This window comes from Cerasicoccus arenae (genome assembly GCF_014651635.1).
Lineage (GTDB): Bacteria > Verrucomicrobiota > Verrucomicrobiia > Opitutales > Cerasicoccaceae > Cerasicoccus > Cerasicoccus arenae.
This window is the reverse complement of the sequence record NZ_BMXG01000017.1, coordinates 48474-71260: the sequence shown is the minus strand read 5'-3', so window position 1 is coordinate 71260 and position 22787 is coordinate 48474. Positions and strand designations below refer to the sequence as shown.

Genomic DNA, 22787 nt, shown 5'->3' with positions numbered 1-22787 from the left:
AACACTGGGCTACAGAAGACCCTCTTCTTATTTGATTCTGTGCCAAGGCGATTTTTATCCGACTTCCCGCGAAAGATATACACAGTCCGCACCGAAATCGAGGGATACTCGCTGCTTTTTAGCGCCGAATCAGCAACCACGTCCTTACATTTTTGCCACTTTGAGCCGATTCATCTTAAAGAATAGCGCATTACCGCCCCTGCCTAATCGGTGCATTCGCCTCGATTAGCCACTTCTCTAAGCCTAAGAGTACCTCTCCAACGGATAGATTGGGTTTCGGGTGCGCCCAGTTCATCTCATAAGCAGTGGATTTCGACAGGTATAAATCATAACTACCATCGCTAAGAGTCAGCAGGTAACTCGCTCCCTCACCGCCTGCGCCTGCCATTCCAAAGCAATAGATCATTCTGCCATCAGGTAATTCCTGGCGCATCGACTCCATGATCGCCAAATATTTTCGCTCATCTTCCGTAAGACTCGAGCCATCTTTGCGCATTTGCAGCAGACTCCATGCGTGCCTGTTAGCGGGATAAAGAGTGATTGCATACCGAACCTCCGACTTTTCGACAAAGTTGTAAGTCCCGCGGACAATAAACGGGGCTTCCGATTCCAAAGGGCTCACTTCGAAATAGGTCATCATCCCTTCTTTATAACCGGCTAGCGCGGCAAAGGTCTCGGCATCCGGTAAAAGAATGGCCTCCTCAGACACTTCATCCGCGGCTCCCAATGGCAATGCCACGCAATACAGCAGTAATAATATCGACCGATGAATGAATGACGCCGCCCGTTTCACTGAGCCCAGACAATCAGTCACCCCTAGCGCTGACAAAGCAAATTTCGCTCAACGCCAATCCAGCACTTCGGCCTGTGGTTCGCAGCGGCCTTGCCAGCGATTCCAGCCTAGTTTGACGGCTAGCTCGATGTCCCGCCCAGTTGGCGGCAAACGCTTAGCAAAATTCCAAGCCACTGCGGAAAAAGCATCTCCGCCATCTGATTTAAAGCGGAAACGCGCATGGGATTCAGCAAATATCATCGGAGATTCCGTCAACCGCACACCGCGAAGACCAATGACAGGCGTTGGATGAGCTTGCCCATAGGGCTGTAGTTCCTCCAAAGAAGCCACGACATCGCCATGTAATTGATTGGCATCCAGCCAAGCGGCAATGGCCAAATCAGGCTCCAGCAACTCCGGAACCACGCTGGAAACTGCATGGGCAAAGGCTTTACGAAGTTCGGGCACGTGGCTGGCCTCTAAAGTCACACCGACCGCCATGGGATGCCCCCCCCACTCCATTAATAGGTGGTCGCAAAAATGTAGAGCAGCCTGCAAGTCAATTCCTGCCACGCTGCGGCCTGAGCCCTTGGCCAAATCGCCCTCCCCGCCCAAGGCCATACACGGACGGTAAAATTCTTTCGCCAGCTTGCCGGCGACAATGCCGACGACTCCAGGGTGCCAGTTTGCGCCGTGGACCACTAGGCCCGCCGCGTCCCCCTGCTCCAGTGCCTGTTTCCGTGCCTCTTCGACAATGGCTCGCTCAATCGTCTGGCGTTCACGGTTGCGGGAATCCAGTTCGCGCGCGATTTCCAAGCTTTCGCCGTATTCTTCACTTAATAGAAGGTTCACCGGGACGGCGGCGTCGGCCAATCGGCCACTTGCATTGATACGTGGCCCCAGCCGGAAGGCAATATCGGTTGTGGCGAGCGGCTGCTCCAGCTCCAAACCAGCCACTTGCATGAGCGCCAACAGGCCCGGGCGCTCGGTTTGCCCCAAGCGTTGCAGGCCAAATCGCGTAAAAATCCGGTTTTCGTCCCGCAAAGGTACGAGGTCGGCAACCGTCCCCAGAGCCACCAAGTCCAAATAATCACGCAACTTGATGTCTTTTGCCACTGGATCACCCAGTTCACGCATCCGCTTAACGAGACCATGAACAAACTTGAAGACCAAGCCCACTGTGCAACTATCGCCCCAGGCCTCGTCACTCTGGCCGGAAATATGCGGATTGATGAGAATTGCGTCCGCTGGCGTCTCATCTTTCGACTGGTGGTGGTCTATAATAAGTACATCGATTCCCAATGAGGTCAGGGACGCAACTTCAGCCACGGAATTTGTACCGCAATCCAGCGCAATAAACAGGTCAGGTTTGCCGTCAACCAAGGCGCGTTCCAGCGCGGCCTCGCTCAGACCATAGCCTTCGTCGAGACGGCGAGGCACAAAATAACGCGGGCTAGCACCAAAACGGCGCAAGATCATGACCAACAACGAAGTGCTCGTGACGCCGTCGACATCGTAATCGCCCACCACCGTGATCCGTTCTCCGTCACGTAAAGCAGCGATCAGGCGTTCAACGGCGCGATCCATATTCTTAATGGCAAACGGGTCGTCCAGATGAGCGAGCTTCGGGTGCAGGTGGCGTTCCGCGCTGGAGGGTTCATTAAAACCGCGCTGCGCAAGTAAGGTTGCGACCACACTCGTGACGCCCAGCTCGCGCATTAGGCGATTCATCGCGTCTTTAGGTGTATCAATTGTCCGCCACTGCATGTAAAACTTCAGACCACCAAATCCCGTGAGCCTTGGCAACGCTATTGCGCTCGGGGGCCCTTATAAGACTTTTTCTGCCTATCAACCAGCACAGCTAAGCTGCTTTACGCACAAAACGGCGGCGGGCCCACAAGCCGATTAATCCAGCGCCGAGGCCAATAAGGGCCCATGTTTGTGGCTCAGGTACCGGCGTAAAGTTTCCTAATTGGATAGCGCCGGTAGTATAGAAAATATCAAATGTGCCCAGAAGCGGAGAGCCGAGCGGATCATTGTTGAAAACAAAAATCTGACTACCTTCACTTAAAGTAGAAAAGATTCCGACGTAATCGCCCGTTACAATATCGAAGAGATCCACACTGGTCACCGTGCTCTTGATGCTGGCATCGCCGTAAATAATGATATCCGGGCCCGCGTTAAAGTCCGCCAATCCGCTCACAAACTCTACTTGGTCGTATTCGGTGCTACCCGGACCCATGATGTCAAAGAAGAACACCGTGTTTTCGTCGAAGGTATAGTCTCCACTGAAAGTCAGTTTGCCCGGCATTTGCGGATCACCATTGATAATGTGCGCCTCGGGGTTACCCATGGCGTCAACAAAGGTGGCAAAGACATCAATTGCCGAACCCGTGTTATTATTGAGTAGGCCTTCCCCTAAAATACGTCCGCTATTGAAAACCGTGGTCCCATGAAAAGCGATTTCCGCAAAATTGGCCACAACCGTGTCGCCATTGTCCTGCTGGTAAGGGCCTTGAAAGCCTAGTTTCCCCTGAACCGCCGCCACCCGGCCATTGTCATTCACAACATCCCAGCCAACGGCAATGGACCCAGGCGCATCGTAGACGATATCACCGCCGGTATTATTTAAGAGGCCATTGCCATCATTAAACAGGTTGGCTGAGTTTTCGATGAGCAACGAGCCAAGGTTATTAAACGTCGAATTACTCAAGGTAACCTGATTGGTCCCTGAAAGCGTAAATGTGCCATTATTCTGGATGTCGCGGCCGGTGAAGGTGAAATCATCCGTCCCAAATATCTCAAAATCTGCCTCAAATCCAATATCGACCAACTTATCGAAACCGTCGGCGAAAATACCGCCACCATTAACGGAGGCATGATTATTGATGAAAACGGCATTCTCCCCTGACAGGGTAACGCCTCCATCAAGGCCCAAGGTGTTGATCTCCAAACCGGCTACATCAATGTCTCCCGAGGAAAAGTTGATAAAGGAGCCATCTGCGATTGAGCCAAAGTTTGCCGTATCCTGAAAGGTCGGCACACCGTTATCCCAATTAAGGGTGTCAAAAAAATCGGAGCCATCGCCGCCACCCGTCCAGTTACTCGTCACCTGAGCCGTGAGCACGGAAGCCGAAAACAATAATGCAGTGAGTGCGTAGCGCTTCATTTTGACAGCACCCTAGGCAAAAACACTTGGGGAATCAATGCAGAACGTGCATATGACCGCTTGCATTTTTGTTTTTCTGAGAAGACAGTTTAATCCTATGCAGCCGTTTACCTTAACGGGCCCCAAGGGTCACGAAATTCTCATCCGCGCAGCCAACCAGAGTGATATTCCATTCTTGGTCGAGCTGAATAAAAAGTCATACCCGGCTTTGGCGGAGGAGAACGTGTGCTGGCGCGAGGGGCATCTACGCTCTCACTTACGTTATTTTCCACAAGGTCAGCTCGTTGCCGAGCTCGATGGCCAAATCGCGGGGGCCATTTGCAGCCTAATCGTCGACATGGGCTCGGTTCCACTGCGCCCACACACCTACGCAGGTATCACCGACGGTGGCTATTTTCATAATCACGACCCACGCGGTGACACCCTCTACGGTGCCGATGTCTACGTCGACCCCGATACGCGCGGCCAAGGCGTGGGCGCAGCGCTTTACGAAGCCCGCCGCCGACTTTGCCGCGATCTCAACCTCCGCCGTATTCTGGCCGGTGGACGCCTGTGGAATTACAGCGATCACGCTAGCGAAATGACCCCCGATGAGTATGCTCGCCGTGTCGAGGAAGGCGAACTCAAGGACTTAGTCCTAAGTTTCCAACTGCGCGAAGGCTTCATTCTCCGCGATATCTTAAAGAATTACCTGCCTGACCCGAACAGCCTGAACAACGCCAGCCTGATCGAGTGGCTCAACCCAGACTACGACCCGCCAGAGGAAGGCCAATCCTCCAAGGTGCGCGTGGCATGCGTTCAGTATCAGGTGCGCGGCATCAAAACCTTTGAGGACTTTGCCGCCCAAACGGAGTATTTCATTGAGACCGCCGCGGACTATAATACGGAGTTCGTTTTGTTTCCTGAGTTTTTCTCGGTCCAATTACTCTCCACAATGCCCAATCTGGCTCCGTTGGAGGCCATACGCCGCCTCACCGAGCTGAGCGGGCAGTTCATCGAATTGATGAGCAGCTTGGCGATCAAGTATGGCTGCTACATTATCGCTGGCAGCCATCCCATCGCATCGGAGAAGAACCCCGAAAAGATCCTCAACCAGAGCCTGATTTTCTCCCCCGACGGCGAGCACGTCGCCCAACCCAAACTGCACATCACACCAGCCGAGCGTAAGTACTGGGGCATTTCCGGTGGCAGCGAGGTCTACGTAGTCGATACGCCCAAGGCCAAAATCGGTGTGCAAATTTGCTACGACATCGAGTTTCCCGAAGCCACGCGCTACCTCGCGGATCAAGGCTGCGAAATCATCTTCGTGCCGTATTGCACCGATAATCGCCAAGGCTATCTACGGGTAAAATATTGCGCTCAGGCTCGTGCAATCGAAAATCAGATCTATGTCGTCACGGCTGGCATCGTTGGCAACCTACCGAGCGTATCCGCGATGGATATCCATTACGGGCAAGCCGCTGTTTACACGCCGAGTGATTTTGAGTTCGCCCGCGACGGCATCCAGGCCATTGCCGATTCCAACGTGGAAACGCTCCTCATTACCGACTTGGATGTATCCGACCTGCACCGCGTCCGCAACACCGGTGCCGTTCGCCCTCGCCAGGATCGCCGCACCGACCTCTTCGAGATCCGCTCCAAACTCAAGAACTTGCCTGGGCCACACGCCGACGCCACGAAGTCCGTGCCCTTTCAGTTACCAGAATAAGCCAACCAATCAAGCCGTCACCCGCCCGTGTCGATAAGCGAGCGGGGTGACGCCCATACGCTGCTTAAACACGCGGTGGAATTGCTCCACCGAGCCGAACCCGCAGTCCAGCGCAATATCGAGCACCGTGCGATTGGTCCGCAGCAACAACGGGATTGCGCGCTCAAGGCGCACGGCCTGAATATAGTCTGTATAAGTCTGGCCCATCACAGACTTAAATTTCCGGGAAAATGCAGCGGAACTCATCGGGATTGCCCCCGCAACGTTCTCCAATGACAGTGATTCGGCCAAATGCGCCTGAACATACGCCAACGCACGCCTCATCGGCTCGTCTAACCGACGATTTTGACGGACAAGCTGTTCTTGGGCAATCTCCAGCCCCTGCATCAGCCAATGAATCAGAGCCGATGGTGAAAAAGATGCAAGCAACTGCTGCATCGCATGGTGAAAACGATGCCCTACGACGCCAATCGTATCCAGTGGCACACTAGCATCGAGTAAAAAGCGAAGAAACGCGCGTTGGGTATCGTGAATTTTCCGATCCGTCTGGCGGAGCACAACATCACTCCAACAAGTGACCGCTTCGCGCCAAGGCGGACGCGCAGTCTGGCAATGCTGGAGAGCTAATTGACGGAAGCGGGCCTCGGCCTCAGGTCGCGTGTCAATCCCAGTCGCTGGCAGATTGCGGCGACGTAGCTCGACAATACATTGCTGGAGGCTCCATTGCCATTCCAACGGATCGCGGGCCAACCGCCACTCGTCCCCTCGCCCAGGCCGCGCAGCCGCAGTCTGATAAACCAGCCCGTCACCCGGACGAAAGGCCCAGCCCGCCCAGTCGTTGACGAAATCCGCCTCATACCGCACCGACGTCATGACAGGGAAAGCTATCCCCGCAGTCGCAAGACGCTCTTCAATGACCTCCACGGGGTTCGGCCCACCGTAGATGCAATCATGTAATGCGTCGTCTTTATCATCTAATGACATAAATGTGGCAATATTTGTCAGGAAAAGGCATCGCGTCGATGCTATAATGGACGCCATGAACATAACCGCCCCCCCCCCCTTCACCACGAAGACCATGCAAACCCCCGCCCGCAGTCTGGACGAAAAGCTCTCTTGGACCGCCCATCAGGCGACGGCCAAGCCGCTGCAATTCGCTCTAACTGCCGACGAACTAACGCGCTACCACGAGCAGGGTTTCTTGGTCAAACGCGGCCTCGTGGCCGATTTCGCCGAGACAATGCAAACGCAGGCTGACGCCCTTCTGGCCATGGAGGAGCTCCAGGTAGATGGCAATCTTCGCCTCGACCTAACGCGGGATGCACGCATCTGGAAAATCGATCCATTTGCCGATCTCCACCCCTTCTGGAGCCGACTAACCCGCGACCGCCGCATTGCCGACGTGCTCGCCACCATTTACGAAGGCCGTGAGCCGCGCCTCCTCAAGGACAAGCTTATCTACAAGCCCCCCCATTCTCAGGGTAACGCGCTCCACCAAGACTACACTTGGTGGCAAGGCCTGCCCACGAGCGCAATCTCCGTCTGCATCGCAATTGACTACACTACCATCGCCAACGGCGCGACCACGCTTTACCCCGGCCTACATAAGAATGGCCTGATTAACGCCCCGGGTGAGCTGTCCTTTCTTGATCGAAAGGTCGTCGACGGTGTCGAGCCCGAGGTCGTCTGCGCAGAACCGGGCGATGTTATTTTCTTTGACTGTTTCACCCCCCACGAGGCCGGTCCAAACACCACTGACGGCTTCCGCCGCCAGATATTCTTATCTTACAATGATTCCGCCGATGGCGAATGGCATGCTGCGCATTATGACCACTTTTTCAGCTACCGCATCAAAGGTGCCAGCGAAGAAGATAAAGTTAAGAAGTTCTTTCTGTAACAACGATTAGTAGCCTACGGCTACTCGTCGATCGAGTGGCCGTGGACTTCATCCCAGCGATAGAGCAAATAAGCCGAGCTGAGAAACACCATCTGATAAGCCCAGAAATCAAAGAAGGAAATCTCCACCCAGCTCCATCCATATGAGCGAGCCCACCATGTGTATAATGCAATGACGCAAAATACCATGGCCGCCAATATTCTCAGCATTACCTTTTCCACAGTATAACAATCGCATATTTTAGGCCAAATTCAAGCGACACTCTAAGCTTGCGCGCGATTCACTAAGTTTTTTGGCTCCTAAGTATGGGCGAACCCAACTCGCAAACTGTTTCGTTAGGCCTCGTTCAAATGGCGATGGTCGCCGACCCCGCGCAAAACGTGGCAACTGCCTCGGCGCTCGTTAGAGAAGCGGCAGCGCAAGGCGCGCAGATCATCTGCCTACCGGAGATGTTCAATACGCTCTACTTCTGTCGAACGCAGGATGTCGCACAGTTTGACCTCGCGGAGCCAATTCCCGGCCCATCGGTCGAGGCGATGCAAGCCTTGGCTGCCGAGCTAGGGGTCGTGATCATTGTCCCCACCTTTGAGCGGCGCGCACCCGGTCTTTACCACAACACCGCCGCAATCATTGACGCTGACGGCTCGCTGCTGGGTAAATATCGCAAGATGCACATCCCGCAAGACCCCGGCTTCGAGGAGAAATTTTATTTCACCCCCGGCGACCTCGGGTTCCGCGTGTGGGACACTAAATTTGGCAAACTCGGTGTGTGTATTTGCTGGGACCAATGGTATCCCGAAGCCGCGCGCTTAACGGCGCTCGCTGGCGCGGACATCCTTTTCTACCCAACCGCAATCGGCTGGCTGCCTGAGGAAAAAACCGAACTCGGCGAGGCCCAACATACTGCTTGGGAAACCGTGCAGCGCGGCCACTCCGTAGCCAATGGCTGCCACGTGGTTGCTGTCAACCGCGTGGGAACTGAGGGCGACACCGAGTTCTGGGGGCAGTCATTCGTCAGTGACTACTACGGCCAGATCAAGCACCGCATGGACTCCACTGCCGCTGGCGTTTCCATCGTTGAATGCGACTTGAAGGCCCAAGAAGATTTCCGCCGCATCTGGCCATTCTTCCGCGACCGACGCATCGACGCCTACGACGGGCTAACGAAACGGTTTCTGGATTAAAAATTTCAAATCAATGACCTCCACCCGCCGCATGCCCGCTGAATGGGAACCGCAAACCGCGCTTTGGCTGTCTTGGCCAGTTTCGATGCATATCTGGCCGCAGAAACATGAGGCCATAGCGGAAAAGTTTGCTGAGATCACCGCCGCTGCTAGTCGCTTTCAGCGCGTGAACATCAACGCCGAAGAAGACGCGCATGTCGGCATCCGCAATCAACTGCGCCACGCCAAAGCCGTCTGGGAAAATATCTGGCTCTACGACCACCCCACCAATGATGTCTGGTGTCGTGACCATGGGCCCATCTACATTAAGGAAGATGGCCAAGTCCGCGTGACCAATTGGAATTTCAACGCCTGGGGCGGTAAATTTGAACCGTGGGATCTCGATAACGCTACCCCCCCCCGTATTGCAGAAGCATTGGGGCAACCGTGCGATAGCTACGACGTGATCCTTGAAGGCGGCGGCATTGAGGTGAACGGCGCGGGAGTCATGCTGACCACAACCCCGGTGCTGCTCAATCCGAACCGTAATCCCGGCCTCTCCATGGCCGACTATGAGAGCATTTTCGCGGATGCGCTCGGGATCAAGGAAATCGTTTGGCTGCCTACCGAGCTACCCAATGACGATACCGACGGCCATATCGACAACCTCGCCCGCTTCTTCGCGGAGGATGCCGTGCTATGCGTTTCCAGCCAGCGTACGCCAGCACTCAAGGACAACCACGAGATCCTCAAGGCGCGCTTTGGACAAGTAGTAGAACTGCCCCTGCCCGACCCAATATTCAACACCAAAGGTGAAGAGTTACCCGCCAGTTACGCCAATTATGTAGTGATCAATGGCGCGGTGCTGACCCCTGTTTTCGGCCAGAAGACAACGGATCAGTGGGCAATCGGCACCTTAAAGGACTGCTTCCCCGATCGCAAAATCGTCCCTATCGACTGCAGACTGCTGCTGGAAGAAGGTGGTGCGCTGCACTGCATCTCCGCCAACGAGCCAGCGTGAGGTCGGTCAATCCGGCTGCACCAACTGATGCACAAAACGCAGTTTTTCCACAACGGCTCTCGGCAAGACGAAGGGATATAAATCCGGCTGGCCCATACCACGGTTGAGGCTATTGACAGCAAATGTAATCGGAAGACAGGACTCGAGGATCGGTTGAAAATCAGGTTGGCCGTAGGGGTCGAAGTCCGCCGCCATTTTGACGGATGCCGGAGCCTTGAGGTCGGCGTCTAGAGTCAGGCCAAAGGCATAAGCGGTCTCCAGCGTATCGAGCAAGTGGAGATAATGCGCCCAAGTCTCGGCCCAGTCTTCCCACGCATGCATGGTGGCATAGGCGCTGACATAGGACTCAGCCCAATTTTGCGGCGGTCCCTCTTGGTAATGCCGCTCAAGCGATGCCTGATAATCCTGTTGTTCATTGCCAAAAATCGCGCGAAACCGCTCCAATTTATCCTGATTCGGAGCAACCAGTATATCCCAGTAATAGTGACCAATTTCATGGCGGAAGTGTCCAATGAGCGTCCGATATGGCTCATGCATATTTGCACGCTCTGCTTCGCGGTGGACGGGATCAGCCTCGACAATATTCATGGTGATTAATCCGCTGTCGTGCCCCGTAGTAACGCGGTCTTCTCCTTGGACATCAGCCAGAAAATCAAACCACAGTCCGGTCTTGGGCTCAGTTAAACGGCTCTTCACGGGTAAATTCAGACGCAGCAGACTATAAACCAGTCGGTGCTTCGCTGCCTCGAGCTTAAGCCAAGCGGCATGATTATCGGGTAAGCTAAGATCAGGAATGGTATGATTCAGCTCACAACTGCGACAAAACGCATTCTCGCTTGAATCTGGGACCAACCAATTGCATGCGTCGTGGGCGTGGTTGGCGCAGTAACGGTAGCGCGCTTGGGGACTCGATAACGCCTCCAACGCACCATCGTTTTCCACAAGTGCACTCAGTGTGTTTTGGCGCCATAGATAGCCCAGCGCACTGCCGCATGAACCACAAAAAGTGTTCTCAAAAAACAGCAGCTGCCCGCAGTGGTCGCATTGAAAGACTTTCATTTCCAACTATAAATAGGCCGCATTGCGAAGACTGCCAAGATTGATCGGCGAACCTGCGAATGATCTAAACCAACTTTCGCCGCTTCAATAAGCAAAGCTCGCTTGGGAAGCGTTGCCGAAATTGTCGGGCGTGATGGGTGTGCGCTTTTTCGTTTCGCTGTCGAAAATGACCAGCTTCTCACGATTACCGGGCGCTTTCTCAGTGTAGATGATGTGCCGGCCGTCGTTCAGCCAAACTGCCTCTTTGGCGTCGCCGGGGAAACTGGTTAGAACTTGCGCTGAACCTTGGCCGAACTGATAGAGCGCTAACTCATAGCTCCCGCCCATGTTCGCAGTGAAGACAATTTTGCTTTCGTCAAGCGGGTTCCAGCTAGGCTCCGCGCAGTATTTGCTAATGTTGGTTTGCAAGCGCGTCATTGGGCCACCGCGAGACGGGATTTCATAAAGCTGTGGATAGCCAAGCTGGTCACTTGTAACAACGAGACGGCGACCATCGGGCGACCAAGCGGGGTCGGTTTCTACGTAGCGGTTGGTAGTAAGACGCAAGGGCTTACCACTACTATTGATGTCTGCCACGTAGAGTTCCATGTTACCAGGGGCAGAAAGGGTCAATGCAACTTGCTGGCCATTGGGACTGACCGCACCGCCGGCGTTGGTGCCTTTGTAACTGGCAAAGGGGACGCGGCGGCCAGTGGCCACGTCTTGCTTAAAGACATCAGGAAAACCAGTGCGGTAATAGCTGCGATAGAAAACCGTCTTTGCGTCAGGCGCAAGGTATGGCCGTAACGCGTTGGACTTGTCAGTCGTCAGTGGCTTAACCCAACGGAAAAACAGATCACCCATCCAGACTTCGCGATTGCCAGTGCGATTGCTGACAAAGGCAATCTGCCCACCAAAATAGCCCGGCTTGTTGGTGAGCGCCTTAACCGCGGCATCACACGCACGCAGGATCGCACTCTCCGGACTGGAGCCGTCAGCAGTCCCCTCATAGAGCACCTGCGCAGGTGAACCCGTCACGATCTTCAACTGACAGCGATTGCCAGTCAGTGGTGTTAGCACCAGAACGGCGGAAGCCTTGCTGGGCGTCGTGACGCTAAACGCCCCGTGGGTGTTAAAGGCAAAGGAGGCCAAAGCTTGGGCCGAAGCATCCCCGCTTTGTATCGCGATAGGCGTGACCTTCTTATCGATCTTTTTTTCGATCGTATAGGGAGATTGTCCGTAAGCGTTAAACTGGAAGGCGAAGAGTAACCCGATCAGCGGGCAAAGTAATCGAAACAAGCGCATGCCACTGAGACAATCATGAGCGGGCAACGGTTCAATCGGAATTTATAAATTTTATTGCTTGGCCATTGAAAGCGAGCAGAGCCATGCCCATAGTTGCCCCTTTGCTCCACGAAATCATATCGCAATCAACATGGACACATCGCAGATCGAAACAGCCCTGAAGGCCGTTAAGTATCCCGGATTCAGCCGGGACATCATTTCCTTCGGGCTGGTCAAGAACATCGAATTTCAAGAAGGCGTGGCCAAAGTCCACCTTGCCTTGACCACAGGAGACCCACGCATCCCCACGCAAGTGAAAGCCGATGTCGAAAACGTCCTCGCACAGCTCGATGGCGTAACGTCAGCCGATGTCAGCGTGGTGGTGAGCAAACCAAAGACACCGCCTCCCGCATCAGGTGACGCGCGGACCGTCACTGGCCCTGCGCAACAAGCGTTACCCGGTGTAAAACACATTATCGCGGTGGCCAGTGGTAAGGGGGGGGTTGGCAAGAGCACGTTTGCCGTCAATCTAGCCTGCGCGTTGGACCGTGTGCTGACCGAAAGCGGCCGAAAGCGCCGAGTCGGCCTGATGGATTGCGATATTTACGGACCCTCCACTCCACTGATGATGGGGGTTAGCCGTCAGCCCGAGATTCAGGGCGAGATGCTTATTCCGGTGGAAAATTTCAATGTCCGCGTAATGTCCATGGGACTACTCGTCGATGAGCACACGCCAGTCGTCTGGCGCGGCCCGATGATCATGAAAACCATCCAACAATTCGCAGCCAATGTTGAATGGGGGGAGCTAGATTTTCTGATTGTTGACCTACCACCCGGCACCGGTGACGCGCAGTTATCCCTCGTCCAAACCTTGCCTCTACGCGGCGCGATCATCGTGACCACTCCCCAAGCGGCAGCGGTCAATGTCGCCCGACGCGGGGCCATGATGTTCGGCAAAGTTAACGTGCCACTAATCGGAGTGGCGGAAAACATGAGTTACCTCGAAGGGGCCGACGGCGCGAGGCAGTACATCTTCGGTCAAGGGGGGGGGCGCCGCACCGCACAAGCCTTGGAAACCGATTTTCTGGGTGAAGTCCCTCTGGACCCTTTACTCCGGGAAGGTTCCGATTTAGGCATCCCGATTGTCATAAGCGACCCACAAAGACCTGCTTCCCAAGCATTTATGAAAATCGCCGAGCGTCTAAAAGCAGAATTTCCCGTCACAGAGTTGTGATAATTTGAAAAGTTTTAACGGTTAAGGGGCTTTACAAGCCTGAAGGATAAGCTTTTAATTTGTCTAACCTAACTGAAACCAACGCCTTGCTTGGGCACTGCGGAGGACTCCCGTCTTGCGCCGTCTAAACATATGAAAGCTCCAGAACGTAAATCCCCCCCCAACGGGGAGGATTTGATGCAACGCTCCAGCCTTTATCAGGAGTTCTTGGCGGAGCGTGAGGAAATCTTACGTCATAAGTGGATCGAATCAGAAAAGCGTGGGTACGACATTGGTTTTGAGCGGGCCTTGCTGGACTGGATTCGCAACCATCGCGATAAATGGCGCTCGGAACGACGTGATTCTCCCGATGAACCGATCGAATTTCCCGCAACGAAACGCGCACGCAAACGCACAAACACCCGACCACCTGCCATTCGGCGCAAAAAATAAGCCAGCCTCCGAGGAGACTGGCCTGTGGTAAAAAAGACTTTTGCCGCGATTAGTTCTTAATTTCGCGGTGAATGGTGTGGCGACGTAGAGAAGGATTATACTTCTTCTTTTCGACGCGATCGCCCTGGAGCTTCTTATTGCGCGTGGTCATATAGCGGGAGACTGGTTTGTTCTCCTTGCGCGCTTCAGTGCATTCCAAAATAACGGTTTCTCTTGCCATGGTTGTGTAGGTCTAAAGTTGAAAAGCTGGCCAAAATGGGCGCTTTGCACCGCCTTGGCAACTATTTTATTTAGGTCTAGAATCCTGCGTAATCAGACAATTGTTATGTCGCGGTGAAACGGTTAAAACGGCACGTCTTCTTCTTCGGCCTCAGCATTGTTGTCGTAGTGGTCCAAGGGCGGCCCATCGCTCGATTCAGACTTGCTGCCACCACCAGAAACGACTTTCCAAGCGTTGAGATTAACGTAGTAGTTGCCCTTCCATTCACGACCGCGCACGTCAAAGCTAACGGTGACTTCATCGCCCTCCGACAGACCGTCGAGCATAGAAGTTTTCTCCTTCACGGTCTCAAACTTGATGTCCTGCGGGTAACGGTCCGCGGTGGTGGTCAGCACGAATTCGCGCTTATTAAAGCCACTACCGAAGGTTTGCTCTTCCAAAACGAGCTTAACTTTTCCAGATAATTCAAACATGGCGCGGTATCTAAGGGGATCGTTTCGCGTAGGGCAAAACTATTTCCCTGCCATCCGAAGATTACCTTGCGAGCAGCTAATCTATCGCAAGGATTACCACATGGTTACCTGGATTCGCTTTGCCGCCTGGGTGCTAATCATATTCGCGGCACCTGGTGCAATTTATTCGCTCACCCAACTGGACGGTCCCGGACTGGCGATAAATGTAGCACTATTGGCCATCGGTCTGCTCGATCTCCGCAACCTTCGCTTAGTCTCAACTGATGCTAAACGTGGTTGGCAGCGCATCATCTGGACGCAGTTCATTTTGGGCCTGATCATCGGAATTTCATTCATCTACGTGGGACATTACATGGCGGACTCCAAGTATTGGGACACAATCCGAGACACGATGGACCAAATCAACAATCAACTCTACGGCCAGCCTGTCCCCGATAACGTATGGGCGCAAACAATGCGCCAAACAAAGCTCGTTCTTCATTGGGGCACTATAATTGGCGCAATTTTAATTTTCCTTGGCCAAGTGCGCGTCTGTTTCAAAATTCACCGCCTCAGTCAAATGCCACAACCGCCACCCTTACCACACCACACAATTTCCGATTAAACGCAAAACAAGCCCCCCCCCCTGCACTTGCCTCATTGCACATCAATCACAACACTTGAGCTGCAAAAGCCGCCTAAAAAGCATTGACAGTCCCATGGTGGCGTTTTCTTGTGTCCAATCTTGCTTTGGAGAGGTGGCTGAGTGGCCGAAAGCACATCTTTGCTAAAGATGCGAAGGAGAAATCCTTCCGCGGGTTCGAATCCCGCCCTCTCCGCCACACTATCAACGACTTACGGAATTCCTACCAGATTCCTATCAAAACGCACTCGCATTCGCGCGGCAAGCGGCAAGACTAGGAAAGCGTTGGCAAACAAAGACCAAAGTCCACTTAAAGGCTGGGAATATCCGGCAGGAAGCGACATTCGTATTCGCGAAGTCATCAACCGCTATGAGGGAAAAGACTTCGGCGTGTCCTATCGGGTTTCGATTCCAGCCAAATTCGCAGGCAAGCGCGTTTTAAAGCAATTTGCCGATTCGAAGGCAGCGGAAGAATGGGCTGACCAGCAATATCGGGGCTTTGTCGCCAGCGGAAAAGCGCACTTTGAATTGACCTCCACCCAGCACGAGGAAGCCATCAAGGCTATCTTTGCCCTGCGTGACACGGGTTTGTCTCTGCTAGAAGCGGCTGAGTTCACCAAGGAGCACTACAAGCCCGCTGACAAAGCGGTGACAGTGTCGGAAGCGCTTGAGAAGTTACTGGCAGAAAAGGAGGCCGGAAATCTGCGGCCTCGGTCTATCCGCGATTTACGGAATCGCTTACGACCTTTTGCGGAGTCCTTCGGTGAAAAGCCCATACACCAGCTAAAAACACCGCAAATACAACGTTGGTTGGATGAGTTGAAGGGTTTGTCTGCGGATAGCGTCGAGGGATTTTCTGCCCGATCTCTCAAAAACTACATCGTTACGCTCAAAACCTTTTTCAATTTTGCCATCAGCAAAGGATACCGCGCCAAGGGGGATAATCCCATTGAGGGCATTTCCGTCCCCAAAATAGACTGGGAGGTGCCCGCAATCCTTACCATTGAAGAGACTAAACGCCTGCTCAAAACAGCTCAACGCTTTCGAGAGGGTGGCTTACTGCCGCTAGTTGCCCTTGGACTTTTCGCGGGCATCCGCACCAGCGAGCTCTATCAGCTCCACTGGGACAACATCGACCTGGAGGAAGGCATTGTGACCATTGACGCCACAATTGCCAAGAAACGCCGTTTACGCGTCATAGAACTTACACCCAATTGCGTGGCGTGGCTAACCGCCTCGAACCAGCTTCAACAGGCGGGATTCTTCATCTAAAATCTGTTGCGTGGTGCATACGGTGCGCCCCTGAATCACGCCAGTAAGCTTATCGGTGCGCTCCCACTGGGCACGGATGGACTCCACCGAGGCGCGCTCAAAGTGATACTCCATCGCATATTCAATGGCTTGCCTTGGAGAGATAGAGCGCAGTTTAGGCGGCTGACCTTCTCTGCTTCACGGCGATCCTGCTCTGAGTAATCGCTGTTTTCAGAGACACGCCTAAATGCGCGTCAGCCCATTTTCATATTGCTATTACGTAAAAGTTATATCTTATCAAGCGCAGGCAAAATGTTTCGCCAATATCACGTAGCCTCTGAGCTACGATGTCTTGATCTACCATCGAACCCAACCCCAACCCCAACCCCATATTGTATGATCCCCTATTCCCCAAAACACTTGTGGTCGACCTTATTGGCGACTCTCACCTACTCACTCGGGAGCGCGACTCCCGCATACGCCGCTGATCCAGCTGATTTCGTTGTTTATAATTACACCCATGGCAACTCGTCATCCCCGAGTCTGTATGGACGCCTTTTTGTCCCCAACAACTATGATCCGGCTCAATCCTATCCCCTAGTCCTGTTTTATCACGGTTTGGGAGAATTCGGCACCGACAACATGAGCCAGATCAATAACAATATTAATAACCTGCTCGCTAACGCCAAGAGTCGTGACTTTTTTCTGTATGCGCCTCAGCACCCGACCAAGGGGTGGACAAGTGAGGGCATGGATCGCACGCTCCGGATGACGGCGCATCTTCTCGATTTATATTCAATCGATAAAAGTCGCCTTTACATTACCGGCCTTTCCAACGGTTCGGATTGGTCGTTGGGGGCGATGTCAGATTATGACGGGGTATTTGCCGGTGGCGTTTCGATTGCGGAGGGCGCTGGTGTCGGGGATAGTAGCAATCTCGTGGATATGCCGCTCTGGTTGTATATCGCTGCCAATGACGGCCCGCAGAAGATGCGTGGCCGGGTGAATAGCATCCGCGCCGCCCTTGGCAAATCTCCGGTGAGCTTTCCCCTGAACACCAACCCGTCCAATCCTTACTATAACAATGGTGAGCCCTATTACTCTACCAATTCAGGGGACACCTTCTACAGTGAGGACGCTCTTCGTTACTCCGAGTATGCCTCAGGCGGGCACAACATTTGGGGGCGCGTTTACAATGAAAGTTTTATGTATGATTGGTTGCTCTCCAATGAGAATGAACTTTTGACGATTCAGCCGAATGAGACGATCCGATTTGATTTTGGCCGCATTCGAATAACGGATCCGGATTCGAACGGGTTACTCTGGAACAGCACGAACTACTCTTTGGAGAAAACACTTGATGCGGCCGTGGTTCCATTCGCGCTGACCGACGCCGGGCGTCGCACACCTGTTCGACTCGAAGTCACTAAAGCATTCGGTAACCGCGACGAAAGCGGTTCTGTTGGGACCACTCTCTATGACGATGAGGTCGCTCTGGATGGCTGGCGAACCATTAAGAAGGTAACTTCCGGCGACCCCAGTGCTTCTTTTGAGATCCGTGGTCTTGTTCCGGATCAACTTTATCAAATCGAAATTTTCACTACCAAGGATGACAACGACGGCAGTTATACCCGCACTACACGTTATCAGATCAATAGCGAATACATTGATTTAGACCCTTTTATGAACGATGACCAGCTCCCGGTTTTCCCAGCTGTATCTGCGGATGCTTCCGGTGTGATTGAAGTCGTAGTGCTTCCTACACCCGGATCCGGCGCTCGGTATGGTCATATAAACGCCCTTTCGATCACCCCGATTATACTCCAAGCAGGTGAAATTGAAATCGCTTCAAATAGTTTCGAAGACATTGGCACGAGCGCAACTGGCGACGATTGGGGCTATTCCATCTCACCGACTGTGGTCAATCCAGCAGCCGGTGCCGAAACGACACTGGACGCAACTCTCAGGAGCTGGGGGCCGACGACATCGATAAATGGCTTAACCACCATCTGGGGGCCTCAAGACGGCAGCCGATTCTTTGGAGGTAGCGACGCTGACTACAGCCAGGTTTTTAACGGATTCACACGAGGATGGACCATTTTCGACAGTATTGATCTCACTGGCTACACTGATGTCACTGTCAGCTTTTACTGGTCTGCTCAGGGCAATCTCCAAGAACTTGGTTATTATCTTGCTGGAACTACAGATGGGAGCGTTGCGAATTTCACACCAGTGACTTCTTCGAGCATCAATGCTGACCAGAGCACGTGTCACGGCACAACCCAGTTAATCGAAAGCACCAACTTGTCAGTTGGAGGCAGCTCCGGCTACGGACAAGACTGGATTAAGGTTTCAATCGATATCGACAATACAATAACAAGCCTTTCATTCGCCCTCTTTGGCAATTCAGACAGCAATTCACGCGTCTTCGGCTGGGATAACGTTGTCCTAACTGGAACCCCGTCTCCGTAACAATGAGAACGTCAGAAAAGCGTAGTATGCTCTGGATCAATACACTACCATCAGTCAGGCCGAAACATGGCTATAGGTTAGTCTGACCCTTGAGCATCCATTGGCCGAAGTGTCGCCGACACTTAGGGCAACAGTCGGCGATGCTTGGTTGCTCTAGTTGGCAAATATCGAACAGATTTAATGGCTCGCCGATTGTTATATACCCTAATGCTCAACCTCGATTGGCATTTTCATTCTGAACGATAATCACCGTTATGCTTTTTCCAAATCTCGGCTATATCGGCACTGAAATCCAATCGTCTTATAGTCATTCAATACCCTCTGATTAACGACAACGCGCCATGGCGTCAGCGTGAAGTTGGCTGGCATGCGCATCGACCTTGGCCGCTGTCACTTCTACGGATTCCTTTTCGCCGATGATCAAATCAGCCGCCTTTCGGGCCTGCGAAGCTGCCGTTATCACAAGGCGAGTGTGGGACTTTAAGGCTTTCATCCAGCTGCGCAAATAGGCCGCCTGATTGTCGATCACTTCGTTATCTATACCGCACTGGGCACAGAGAAAAGCGGAAGTCATCTCCGCGATTAATTCCTCTTTTCAGTAGTTTTCGGAGCCAAAGTCACCCTGCATCTTGCGATCTAATCGGTGGCCTGTGGCGTGGCCCTTATGCCGATATCGGCATAAGGGGCATTATGCTGACTTCCAAATTATGCCGACATGAGCTTGAGTAAGTGCATAGTAACAGCATTCGCCGCCTTTGATATCGGCATAATCAAAGCGCTTCAAGGAAGGCAAGAATTTCATCCGGGGGGTTGTATCGGCCTTTTGGAACATCGGTGGCCGTTGTTTTTGCTATGGCATTTTCTTTGAGTTGCATATCTGCATGCAGATACATTTGTGTGGTCTCGATAGATTCGTGCCAGAGCCAAAGTGCTATTACCGTTGTATCGACGCCATTCTGCAATAATTGCATGGCACAGGTATGCCGCAGTGTATGGGGAGTGATGTTTTTGTGGCTTAGTGACGGGCACTTCAGCGCAGCTTCGTTAACGTGCCTGTGAACAATCCGCTCAATGGCATCAAGACTCAGAGGCTGCTGGCGTTGGCTGACGAAGAGAGTATCAACTATGGGATCGTTGCGTTGCCGAAGCCATAATCGCAGGGCATGTACGGTATCCTTACGCAAGGGGGTAGTGCGTTCTTTACGCCCTTTTCCCAAGCAGTGCACAGCGGGCGACGGGCCAAATTCAAGATCATTCAATGTGAGATTGATGAGTTCGGAAACTCGCAATCCCGTTTGAAGTGTAAGTAGCAATATTATCCGGTCGCGGCAACCATGCCAAGTGTTAGTGTCAGGTGCATCAAGGAGCGCCAAGATTTCTTTGGCATCGAGGAAGTCTATAACTTTTTTTACGTATCGTTTTGGCGGTAAATACAGAATGCGCTGACAATGATGGAGCCATTGTGGTTCATTGACCGACACATATTTGAAGAAGGAACGGATTGCCGACAATCGGGTATTGCGAGTGCGTGCGCTTTTTCCTCTTTCGGCTTCAAGGTCAGCGAGAAACCCACCGATTAACTCGGCATCCAGGTCACCGATATCTAGCATTGTTGGTTCGCGATTTAGACGCTCAGACGCATAGTTAAGTAAAAGTCGGAAAGTGTCATGGTAACTGGCGATTGTGTGTGGGCTTGCCCTCAACTGATTTCTAAGGCGTTCAGCGAAGAAACGCTGAAGACAGACAGGTAATGTTGTTTGTTTCATCTCTGAGCGCGTTCGACAGCCAAGCGCATTAGCTCTGGAACTGCTTCGATATACCAGTAAGTGCGGGATGGTTTGGTATGACCAAGCCATGCACTTAATTTTGGGATTTCTGTGTCTATATTTAGACCGGCGCGATACCAACGAATAAGTGTACTAATGGCAAAGGTATGTCGCAAATCATGGATGCGTGGGCCAACACCATGTCGAAAATAATCTTGGGGTTCACGCAATCCAATGCGTTGACAGATTTGGGCAAATACGTAACGCACAGAACAGTCCGTCTACGGACGCCCAGACTCTTGAATAAAAAACGCTAGAGCATTCTTACCGAGGAAGTATTGACGTTCAGCTCGGTAAGTAGCCAACACTTTCGCCGTGCTTGCACTCAGCGCAATGCAGCGGTTTTTTCCGCCCTTAGCGTGCTGGATGGTCAGTATCTTCGCTTCAGGGTCTACGTCGCTATCTCGCAGATGAATCGCCTCGCTGACACGCATACCGCTTACCGCGAGCAGACCAAAGAGGATCGCATGTGTCTGCAAACCATACCACGAAGGAATACGCTTTGCTTCTCGCAGTATAGAATGGATCTCTGTTTCAGTGTAGATATAGGGTCTAGGGCGACGGATCTTAGATGGCAACAACTCGGCGGGCGGCACCTCCGTTCGATCGTCAACACTTTGCATCCAGCGGGCAAAATTTCGGACCATGCCCAGCCTCATTGACCATGTCTGCTCGTTGGCCGAGCCAAACTGCTTTTTCCAATTCAAAAATAACTCAATGGTCACATAATTGACGCCCGAATCATCAGCGTAGGCCGTGAAGCGTCGAAGTAGACGTTCTTCGGTTTTTAGCGAATAGCCGAAGCGACGGCGAAGTTCAGATAACGCTCAAGCTGTGCGGTCAGCGTCATCACATTTTGGCCACTCTGGTGCAAGTTCTCGCAAGGCTTCCAGGCCGTATTTGGCGTAAAGCGCAGTTGTTGATCGCGAACGATGCCGAAGCGCATCGCGCACTTCATCCATCGAAGCGCCTCGGCGCAGCATTTCCGTCGCTAAACTATGGCGGAGCACATGTGCTCCACTGTAGGTTTGTGGCGGAGCCTGGTCAGTTTGGCTGAAAGCTTCACGCAACACCGTGTTTAGAACTTGGGCATCCTTGAACGGTTGATACGGTGCCCCCGGTCTCCAACAAACAGATAACGCGAAGAACCACGACGCAGGCTGCGGATGTAAGCGACGATGGCTTCACCGACGTCTACTGGAAGTGGCATTTTGTCTCGACGCTTCCCTTTTCCGCGAACCTCTAATACTCCACCTCGCCAGTTTATATCTTCCAAGCGGATTGCGATGACTTCGGTTGAGCGAAGGCCTAGCCGAGCCATCAGCAATATCATTGCATAGTTGCGAAGCGCCATTTTACCGGTCTCGTGAATAAATTCCAAGAGTTTCAAAACCGAATCGGCATCGAGATAGCGGAGGCTATTGTTGGGATACCCGTGTTTTATTGGCAAAATACACTGGGCAAGATTTCGCTTCGTCCGACCGCTCCAAAACAGAAATATGAAGAAGCTGCGCAAATGACTAGGAGCACGCAGGCGCTTATTGGACCCGGACGTTCCGCTGGGCGCGTAAGAAACGCCACGATGTCATTCTCAGTTATTGTATCTAAATCGCCTAATTCACCATTGCCGAACTGGAAATTCAAGAAACGCCGCACCTCATCCTGACATGTCGCCACCGTAGCTGCACTCAGTCCACGTTGTTCCGCTAAGTAAACTGTGAGTTGCTCCTCTAATTCCTTCCGATCCGATGATTTTGCCGCTGGTGTAACCGGCATATTTAATCGTCCGGTTTCTCTGATGAAAATAACAAAGCGACTCAGGCTATACTTTCTACTTTTTCGAGACGACGCACTGTAACGTTGCAAAACCGTTTTTACTGCGCACTCAATCAAAGTTTCCGAGATTCGCCCACCTTCGCTTGCAAGTGTTTCGCAGAAATGTCTAGCAGACGCCTCGTAAGAGCGTCGAGTGGAACGCGCGTATCCCTGCTGCTCCAGTTGCAACACAAAGGCGTCAAGGGCATTGTCGAGCTTGGCATCCATAAAGAACGATGCTCTATATCAACCCCACACTACTATTCCAGTTGCAGAAAGTGTTGGATTATGTTCGCACTGACTGGATTTAATTCCATCAGTGAACTACAAAACACGCGAATTCCCGCAGAAATGTGACTGCTGAAAATAATTAAATCTCCTGAGCTCTTT

Annotated in this window: 24 protein-coding genes, 1 tRNA gene and 1 pseudogene; 10 read left to right on the top strand and 16 right to left on the bottom strand. The window is 52.7% G+C overall.

The features are described from left to right. Positions 1 to 190: 190 nt before the first annotated feature. From IE065_RS13220 to IE065_RS13210, 3 genes are all read right to left on the bottom strand, one after another. Positions 191 to 739 carry a hypothetical protein gene (locus tag IE065_RS13220; RefSeq protein ID WP_189515853.1) on the bottom strand — a complete coding sequence of 183 codons (549 nt, stop codon included), beginning with the start codon at positions 737 to 739 and terminating at the stop codon, positions 191 to 193. 102 nt (positions 740 to 841) lie between these two features. Continuing rightward, the gene (recJ, locus tag IE065_RS13215) at positions 842 to 2539 is read right to left on the bottom strand and encodes a single-stranded-DNA-specific exonuclease RecJ (RefSeq protein WP_189515851.1); all 1698 of its coding nucleotides are present in this window, start codon (positions 2537 to 2539) and stop codon (positions 842 to 844) included. A 94-nt stretch (positions 2540 to 2633) separates the two neighbouring features. Beyond that, positions 2634 to 3941 (bottom strand): PEP-CTERM sorting domain-containing protein, encoded by a 1308-nt coding sequence (locus IE065_RS13210; protein ID WP_189515849.1) that lies wholly within the window; start codon positions 3939 to 3941, stop codon positions 2634 to 2636. Positions 3942 to 4038: 97 nt separating this feature from the next. On the opposite strand from IE065_RS13210, the gene IE065_RS13205 reads away from it, so the two are divergent. Continuing rightward, positions 4039 to 5649 carry a bifunctional GNAT family N-acetyltransferase/carbon-nitrogen hydrolase family protein gene (locus IE065_RS13205; protein ID WP_189515847.1) on the top strand — a complete coding sequence of 537 codons (1611 nt, stop codon included), beginning with the start codon at positions 4039 to 4041 and terminating at the stop codon, positions 5647 to 5649. 9 nt (positions 5650 to 5658) lie between these two features. Here IE065_RS13205 and IE065_RS13200 read toward each other — a convergent pair whose 3' ends face one another. After that, the gene (locus tag IE065_RS13200; protein ID WP_189515845.1) at positions 5659 to 6633 is read right to left on the bottom strand and encodes a helix-turn-helix transcriptional regulator; all 975 of its coding nucleotides are present in this window, start codon (positions 6631 to 6633) and stop codon (positions 5659 to 5661) included. Between the two features lie 55 nt (positions 6634 to 6688). On the opposite strand from IE065_RS13200, the gene IE065_RS13195 reads away from it, so the two are divergent. Next, on the top strand, positions 6689 to 7546 hold the full coding sequence (locus IE065_RS13195) for a phytanoyl-CoA dioxygenase family protein (RefSeq protein ID WP_189515843.1): 858 nt from the start codon (positions 6689 to 6691) through the stop codon (positions 7544 to 7546). Positions 7547 to 7566: 20 nt separating this feature from the next. Here the strand turns inward: IE065_RS13195 and IE065_RS13190 are convergent, their stop codons facing one another. Beyond that, a complete protein-coding gene (locus IE065_RS13190; RefSeq protein WP_189515840.1) occupies positions 7567 to 7734 on the bottom strand; it encodes a hypothetical protein in 168 nt (55 codons plus the stop codon). 117 nt (positions 7735 to 7851) lie between these two features. On the opposite strand from IE065_RS13190, the gene IE065_RS13185 reads away from it, so the two are divergent. Both IE065_RS13185 and IE065_RS13180 read left to right on the top strand, forming a co-directional pair. Then, positions 7852 to 8730 (top strand): carbon-nitrogen hydrolase, encoded by an 879-nt coding sequence (locus IE065_RS13185; protein WP_189515838.1) that lies wholly within the window; start codon positions 7852 to 7854, stop codon positions 8728 to 8730. A gap of 13 nt (positions 8731 to 8743) precedes the next feature. After that, a complete protein-coding gene (locus IE065_RS13180) occupies positions 8744 to 9730 on the top strand; it encodes an agmatine deiminase family protein (protein ID WP_189515836.1) in 987 nt (328 codons plus the stop codon). 6 nt (positions 9731 to 9736) lie between these two features. Here the strand turns inward: IE065_RS13180 and IE065_RS13175 are convergent, their stop codons facing one another. Then, the gene (locus IE065_RS13175; RefSeq protein WP_189515834.1) at positions 9737 to 10789 is read right to left on the bottom strand and encodes a zinc-binding metallopeptidase family protein; all 1053 of its coding nucleotides are present in this window, start codon (positions 10787 to 10789) and stop codon (positions 9737 to 9739) included. 84 nt (positions 10790 to 10873) lie between these two features. After that, positions 10874 to 12073 carry a PD40 domain-containing protein gene (locus IE065_RS13170; RefSeq protein ID WP_189515832.1) on the bottom strand — a complete coding sequence of 400 codons (1200 nt, stop codon included), beginning with the start codon at positions 12071 to 12073 and terminating at the stop codon, positions 10874 to 10876. A 130-nt stretch (positions 12074 to 12203) separates the two neighbouring features. Between IE065_RS13170 and IE065_RS13165 the strand changes: the two genes are divergently transcribed. Next, positions 12204 to 13286, top strand: coding sequence for an Mrp/NBP35 family ATP-binding protein (locus tag IE065_RS13165; RefSeq protein WP_189515830.1), 1083 nt, complete (start codon positions 12204 to 12206; stop codon positions 13284 to 13286). Positions 13287 to 13418: 132 nt separating this feature from the next. After that, positions 13419 to 13718 carry a hypothetical protein gene (locus IE065_RS13160; protein ID WP_200163328.1) on the top strand — a complete coding sequence of 100 codons (300 nt, stop codon included), beginning with the start codon at positions 13419 to 13421 and terminating at the stop codon, positions 13716 to 13718. Between the two features lie 49 nt (positions 13719 to 13767). Here the strand turns inward: IE065_RS13160 and rpmG are convergent, their stop codons facing one another. Both rpmG and IE065_RS13150 read right to left on the bottom strand, forming a co-directional pair. Then, positions 13768 to 13938: a 50S ribosomal protein L33 gene (gene rpmG / locus IE065_RS13155; RefSeq protein WP_189515828.1), complete on the bottom strand. Its 171-nt coding sequence runs from the start codon at positions 13936 to 13938 to the stop codon at positions 13768 to 13770. 122 nt (positions 13939 to 14060) lie between these two features. After that, the gene (locus IE065_RS13150; RefSeq protein ID WP_189515826.1) at positions 14061 to 14411 is read right to left on the bottom strand and encodes a DUF3127 domain-containing protein; all 351 of its coding nucleotides are present in this window, start codon (positions 14409 to 14411) and stop codon (positions 14061 to 14063) included. A 100-nt stretch (positions 14412 to 14511) separates the two neighbouring features. Between IE065_RS13150 and IE065_RS13145 the strand changes: the two genes are divergently transcribed. The 4 genes from IE065_RS13145 (at position 14512) to IE065_RS13130 (ending at position 18756) form a co-directional block, all read left to right on the top strand. Continuing rightward, positions 14512 to 15015: a hypothetical protein gene (locus IE065_RS13145; protein WP_189515825.1), complete on the top strand. Its 504-nt coding sequence runs from the start codon at positions 14512 to 14514 to the stop codon at positions 15013 to 15015. A 127-nt stretch (positions 15016 to 15142) separates the two neighbouring features. Further along, positions 15143 to 15232 (top strand) — tRNA-Ser (locus IE065_RS13140). Between the two features lie 86 nt (positions 15233 to 15318). Next, entirely contained in the window at positions 15319 to 16305 is a 987-nt protein-coding gene (locus IE065_RS13135) for a tyrosine-type recombinase/integrase (protein ID WP_189515823.1), read from the top strand. A gap of 375 nt (positions 16306 to 16680) precedes the next feature. Beyond that, the gene (locus IE065_RS13130) at positions 16681 to 18756 is read left to right on the top strand and encodes a carboxylesterase family protein (RefSeq protein ID WP_189515821.1); all 2076 of its coding nucleotides are present in this window, start codon (positions 16681 to 16683) and stop codon (positions 18754 to 18756) included. Positions 18757 to 19081: 325 nt separating this feature from the next. Here the strand turns inward: IE065_RS13130 and IE065_RS13125 are convergent, their stop codons facing one another. The 7 genes and pseudogenes from IE065_RS13125 to IE065_RS13100 form a co-directional block, all read right to left on the bottom strand. Then, positions 19082 to 19339: a zincin-like metallopeptidase domain-containing protein gene (locus IE065_RS13125; protein ID WP_268244962.1), complete on the bottom strand. Its 258-nt coding sequence runs from the start codon at positions 19337 to 19339 to the stop codon at positions 19082 to 19084. 187 nt (positions 19340 to 19526) lie between these two features. After that, entirely contained in the window at positions 19527 to 20522 is a 996-nt protein-coding gene (locus tag IE065_RS13120) for a tyrosine-type recombinase/integrase (protein WP_189515817.1), read from the bottom strand. A gap of 281 nt (positions 20523 to 20803) precedes the next feature. Continuing rightward, complete coding sequence (locus tag IE065_RS18075) at positions 20804 to 21289, bottom strand: tyrosine-type recombinase/integrase (RefSeq protein WP_200163327.1); 486 nt, start codon at positions 21287 to 21289, stop codon at positions 20804 to 20806. An 80-nt stretch (positions 21290 to 21369) separates the two neighbouring features. Continuing rightward, positions 21370 to 21540: a hypothetical protein gene (locus IE065_RS18070; protein WP_229792114.1), complete on the bottom strand. Its 171-nt coding sequence runs from the start codon at positions 21538 to 21540 to the stop codon at positions 21370 to 21372. 1 nt (position 21541) lies between these two features. After that, a pseudogene (locus tag IE065_RS18420) lies at positions 21542 to 21655 on the bottom strand (integrase); the annotation flags it as partial. 5 nt (positions 21656 to 21660) lie between these two features. Further along, positions 21661 to 22032, bottom strand: a complete 372-nt coding sequence (locus IE065_RS13105; protein WP_200163326.1) for a tyrosine-type recombinase/integrase — start codon at positions 22030 to 22032, stop codon at positions 21661 to 21663. Further along, positions 22023 to 22625: a site-specific integrase gene (locus IE065_RS13100; protein WP_189515811.1), complete on the bottom strand. Its 603-nt coding sequence runs from the start codon at positions 22623 to 22625 to the stop codon at positions 22023 to 22025. The genes IE065_RS13105 and IE065_RS13100 overlap by 10 nt, the downstream gene beginning before the upstream one ends. Positions 22626 to 22787: the final 162 nt, after the last annotated feature.

Coding starts and splice junctions, on each gene's coding strand:
- recJ (WP_189515851.1), bottom strand. CDS start 2,539: ATGCAGTGGCGGACAATTGATACACCTAAAGACGCGATGAATCGCCTA.
- IE065_RS13210 (WP_189515849.1), bottom strand. CDS start 3,941: ATGAAGCGCTACGCACTCACTGCATTATTGTTTTCGGCTTCCGTGCTC.
- IE065_RS13205 (WP_189515847.1), top strand. CDS start 4,039: ATGCAGCCGTTTACCTTAACGGGCCCCAAGGGTCACGAAATTCTCATC.
- IE065_RS13200 (WP_189515845.1), bottom strand. CDS start 6,633: ATGTCATTAGATGATAAAGACGACGCATTACATGATTGCATCTACGGT.
- IE065_RS13195 (WP_189515843.1), top strand. CDS start 6,689: ATGAACATAACCGCCCCCCCCCCCTTCACCACGAAGACCATGCAAACC.
- IE065_RS13190 (WP_189515840.1), bottom strand. CDS start 7,734: ATGGTATTTTGCGTCATTGCATTATACACATGGTGGGCTCGCTCATAT.
- IE065_RS13185 (WP_189515838.1), top strand. CDS start 7,852: ATGGGCGAACCCAACTCGCAAACTGTTTCGTTAGGCCTCGTTCAAATG.
- IE065_RS13180 (WP_189515836.1), top strand. CDS start 8,744: ATGACCTCCACCCGCCGCATGCCCGCTGAATGGGAACCGCAAACCGCG.
- IE065_RS13175 (WP_189515834.1), bottom strand. CDS start 10,789: ATGAAAGTCTTTCAATGCGACCACTGCGGGCAGCTGCTGTTTTTTGAG.
- IE065_RS13170 (WP_189515832.1), bottom strand. CDS start 12,073: ATGCGCTTGTTTCGATTACTTTGCCCGCTGATCGGGTTACTCTTCGCC.
- IE065_RS13165 (WP_189515830.1), top strand. CDS start 12,204: ATGGACACATCGCAGATCGAAACAGCCCTGAAGGCCGTTAAGTATCCC.
- IE065_RS13160 (WP_200163328.1), top strand. CDS start 13,419: ATGAAAGCTCCAGAACGTAAATCCCCCCCCAACGGGGAGGATTTGATG.
- rpmG (WP_189515828.1), bottom strand. CDS start 13,938: ATGGCAAGAGAAACCGTTATTTTGGAATGCACTGAAGCGCGCAAGGAG.
- IE065_RS13150 (WP_189515826.1), bottom strand. CDS start 14,411: ATGTTTGAATTATCTGGAAAAGTTAAGCTCGTTTTGGAAGAGCAAACC.
- IE065_RS13145 (WP_189515825.1), top strand. CDS start 14,512: ATGGTTACCTGGATTCGCTTTGCCGCCTGGGTGCTAATCATATTCGCG.
- IE065_RS13130 (WP_189515821.1), top strand. CDS start 16,681: ATGATCCCCTATTCCCCAAAACACTTGTGGTCGACCTTATTGGCGACT.
- IE065_RS13120 (WP_189515817.1), bottom strand. CDS start 20,522: ATGAAACAAACAACATTACCTGTCTGTCTTCAGCGTTTCTTCGCTGAA.
- IE065_RS18070 (WP_229792114.1), bottom strand. CDS start 21,540: ATGAAGTGCGCGATGCGCTTCGGCATCGTTCGCGATCAACAACTGCGC.
- IE065_RS13100 (WP_189515811.1), bottom strand. CDS start 22,625: ATGGATGCCAAGCTCGACAATGCCCTTGACGCCTTTGTGTTGCAACTG.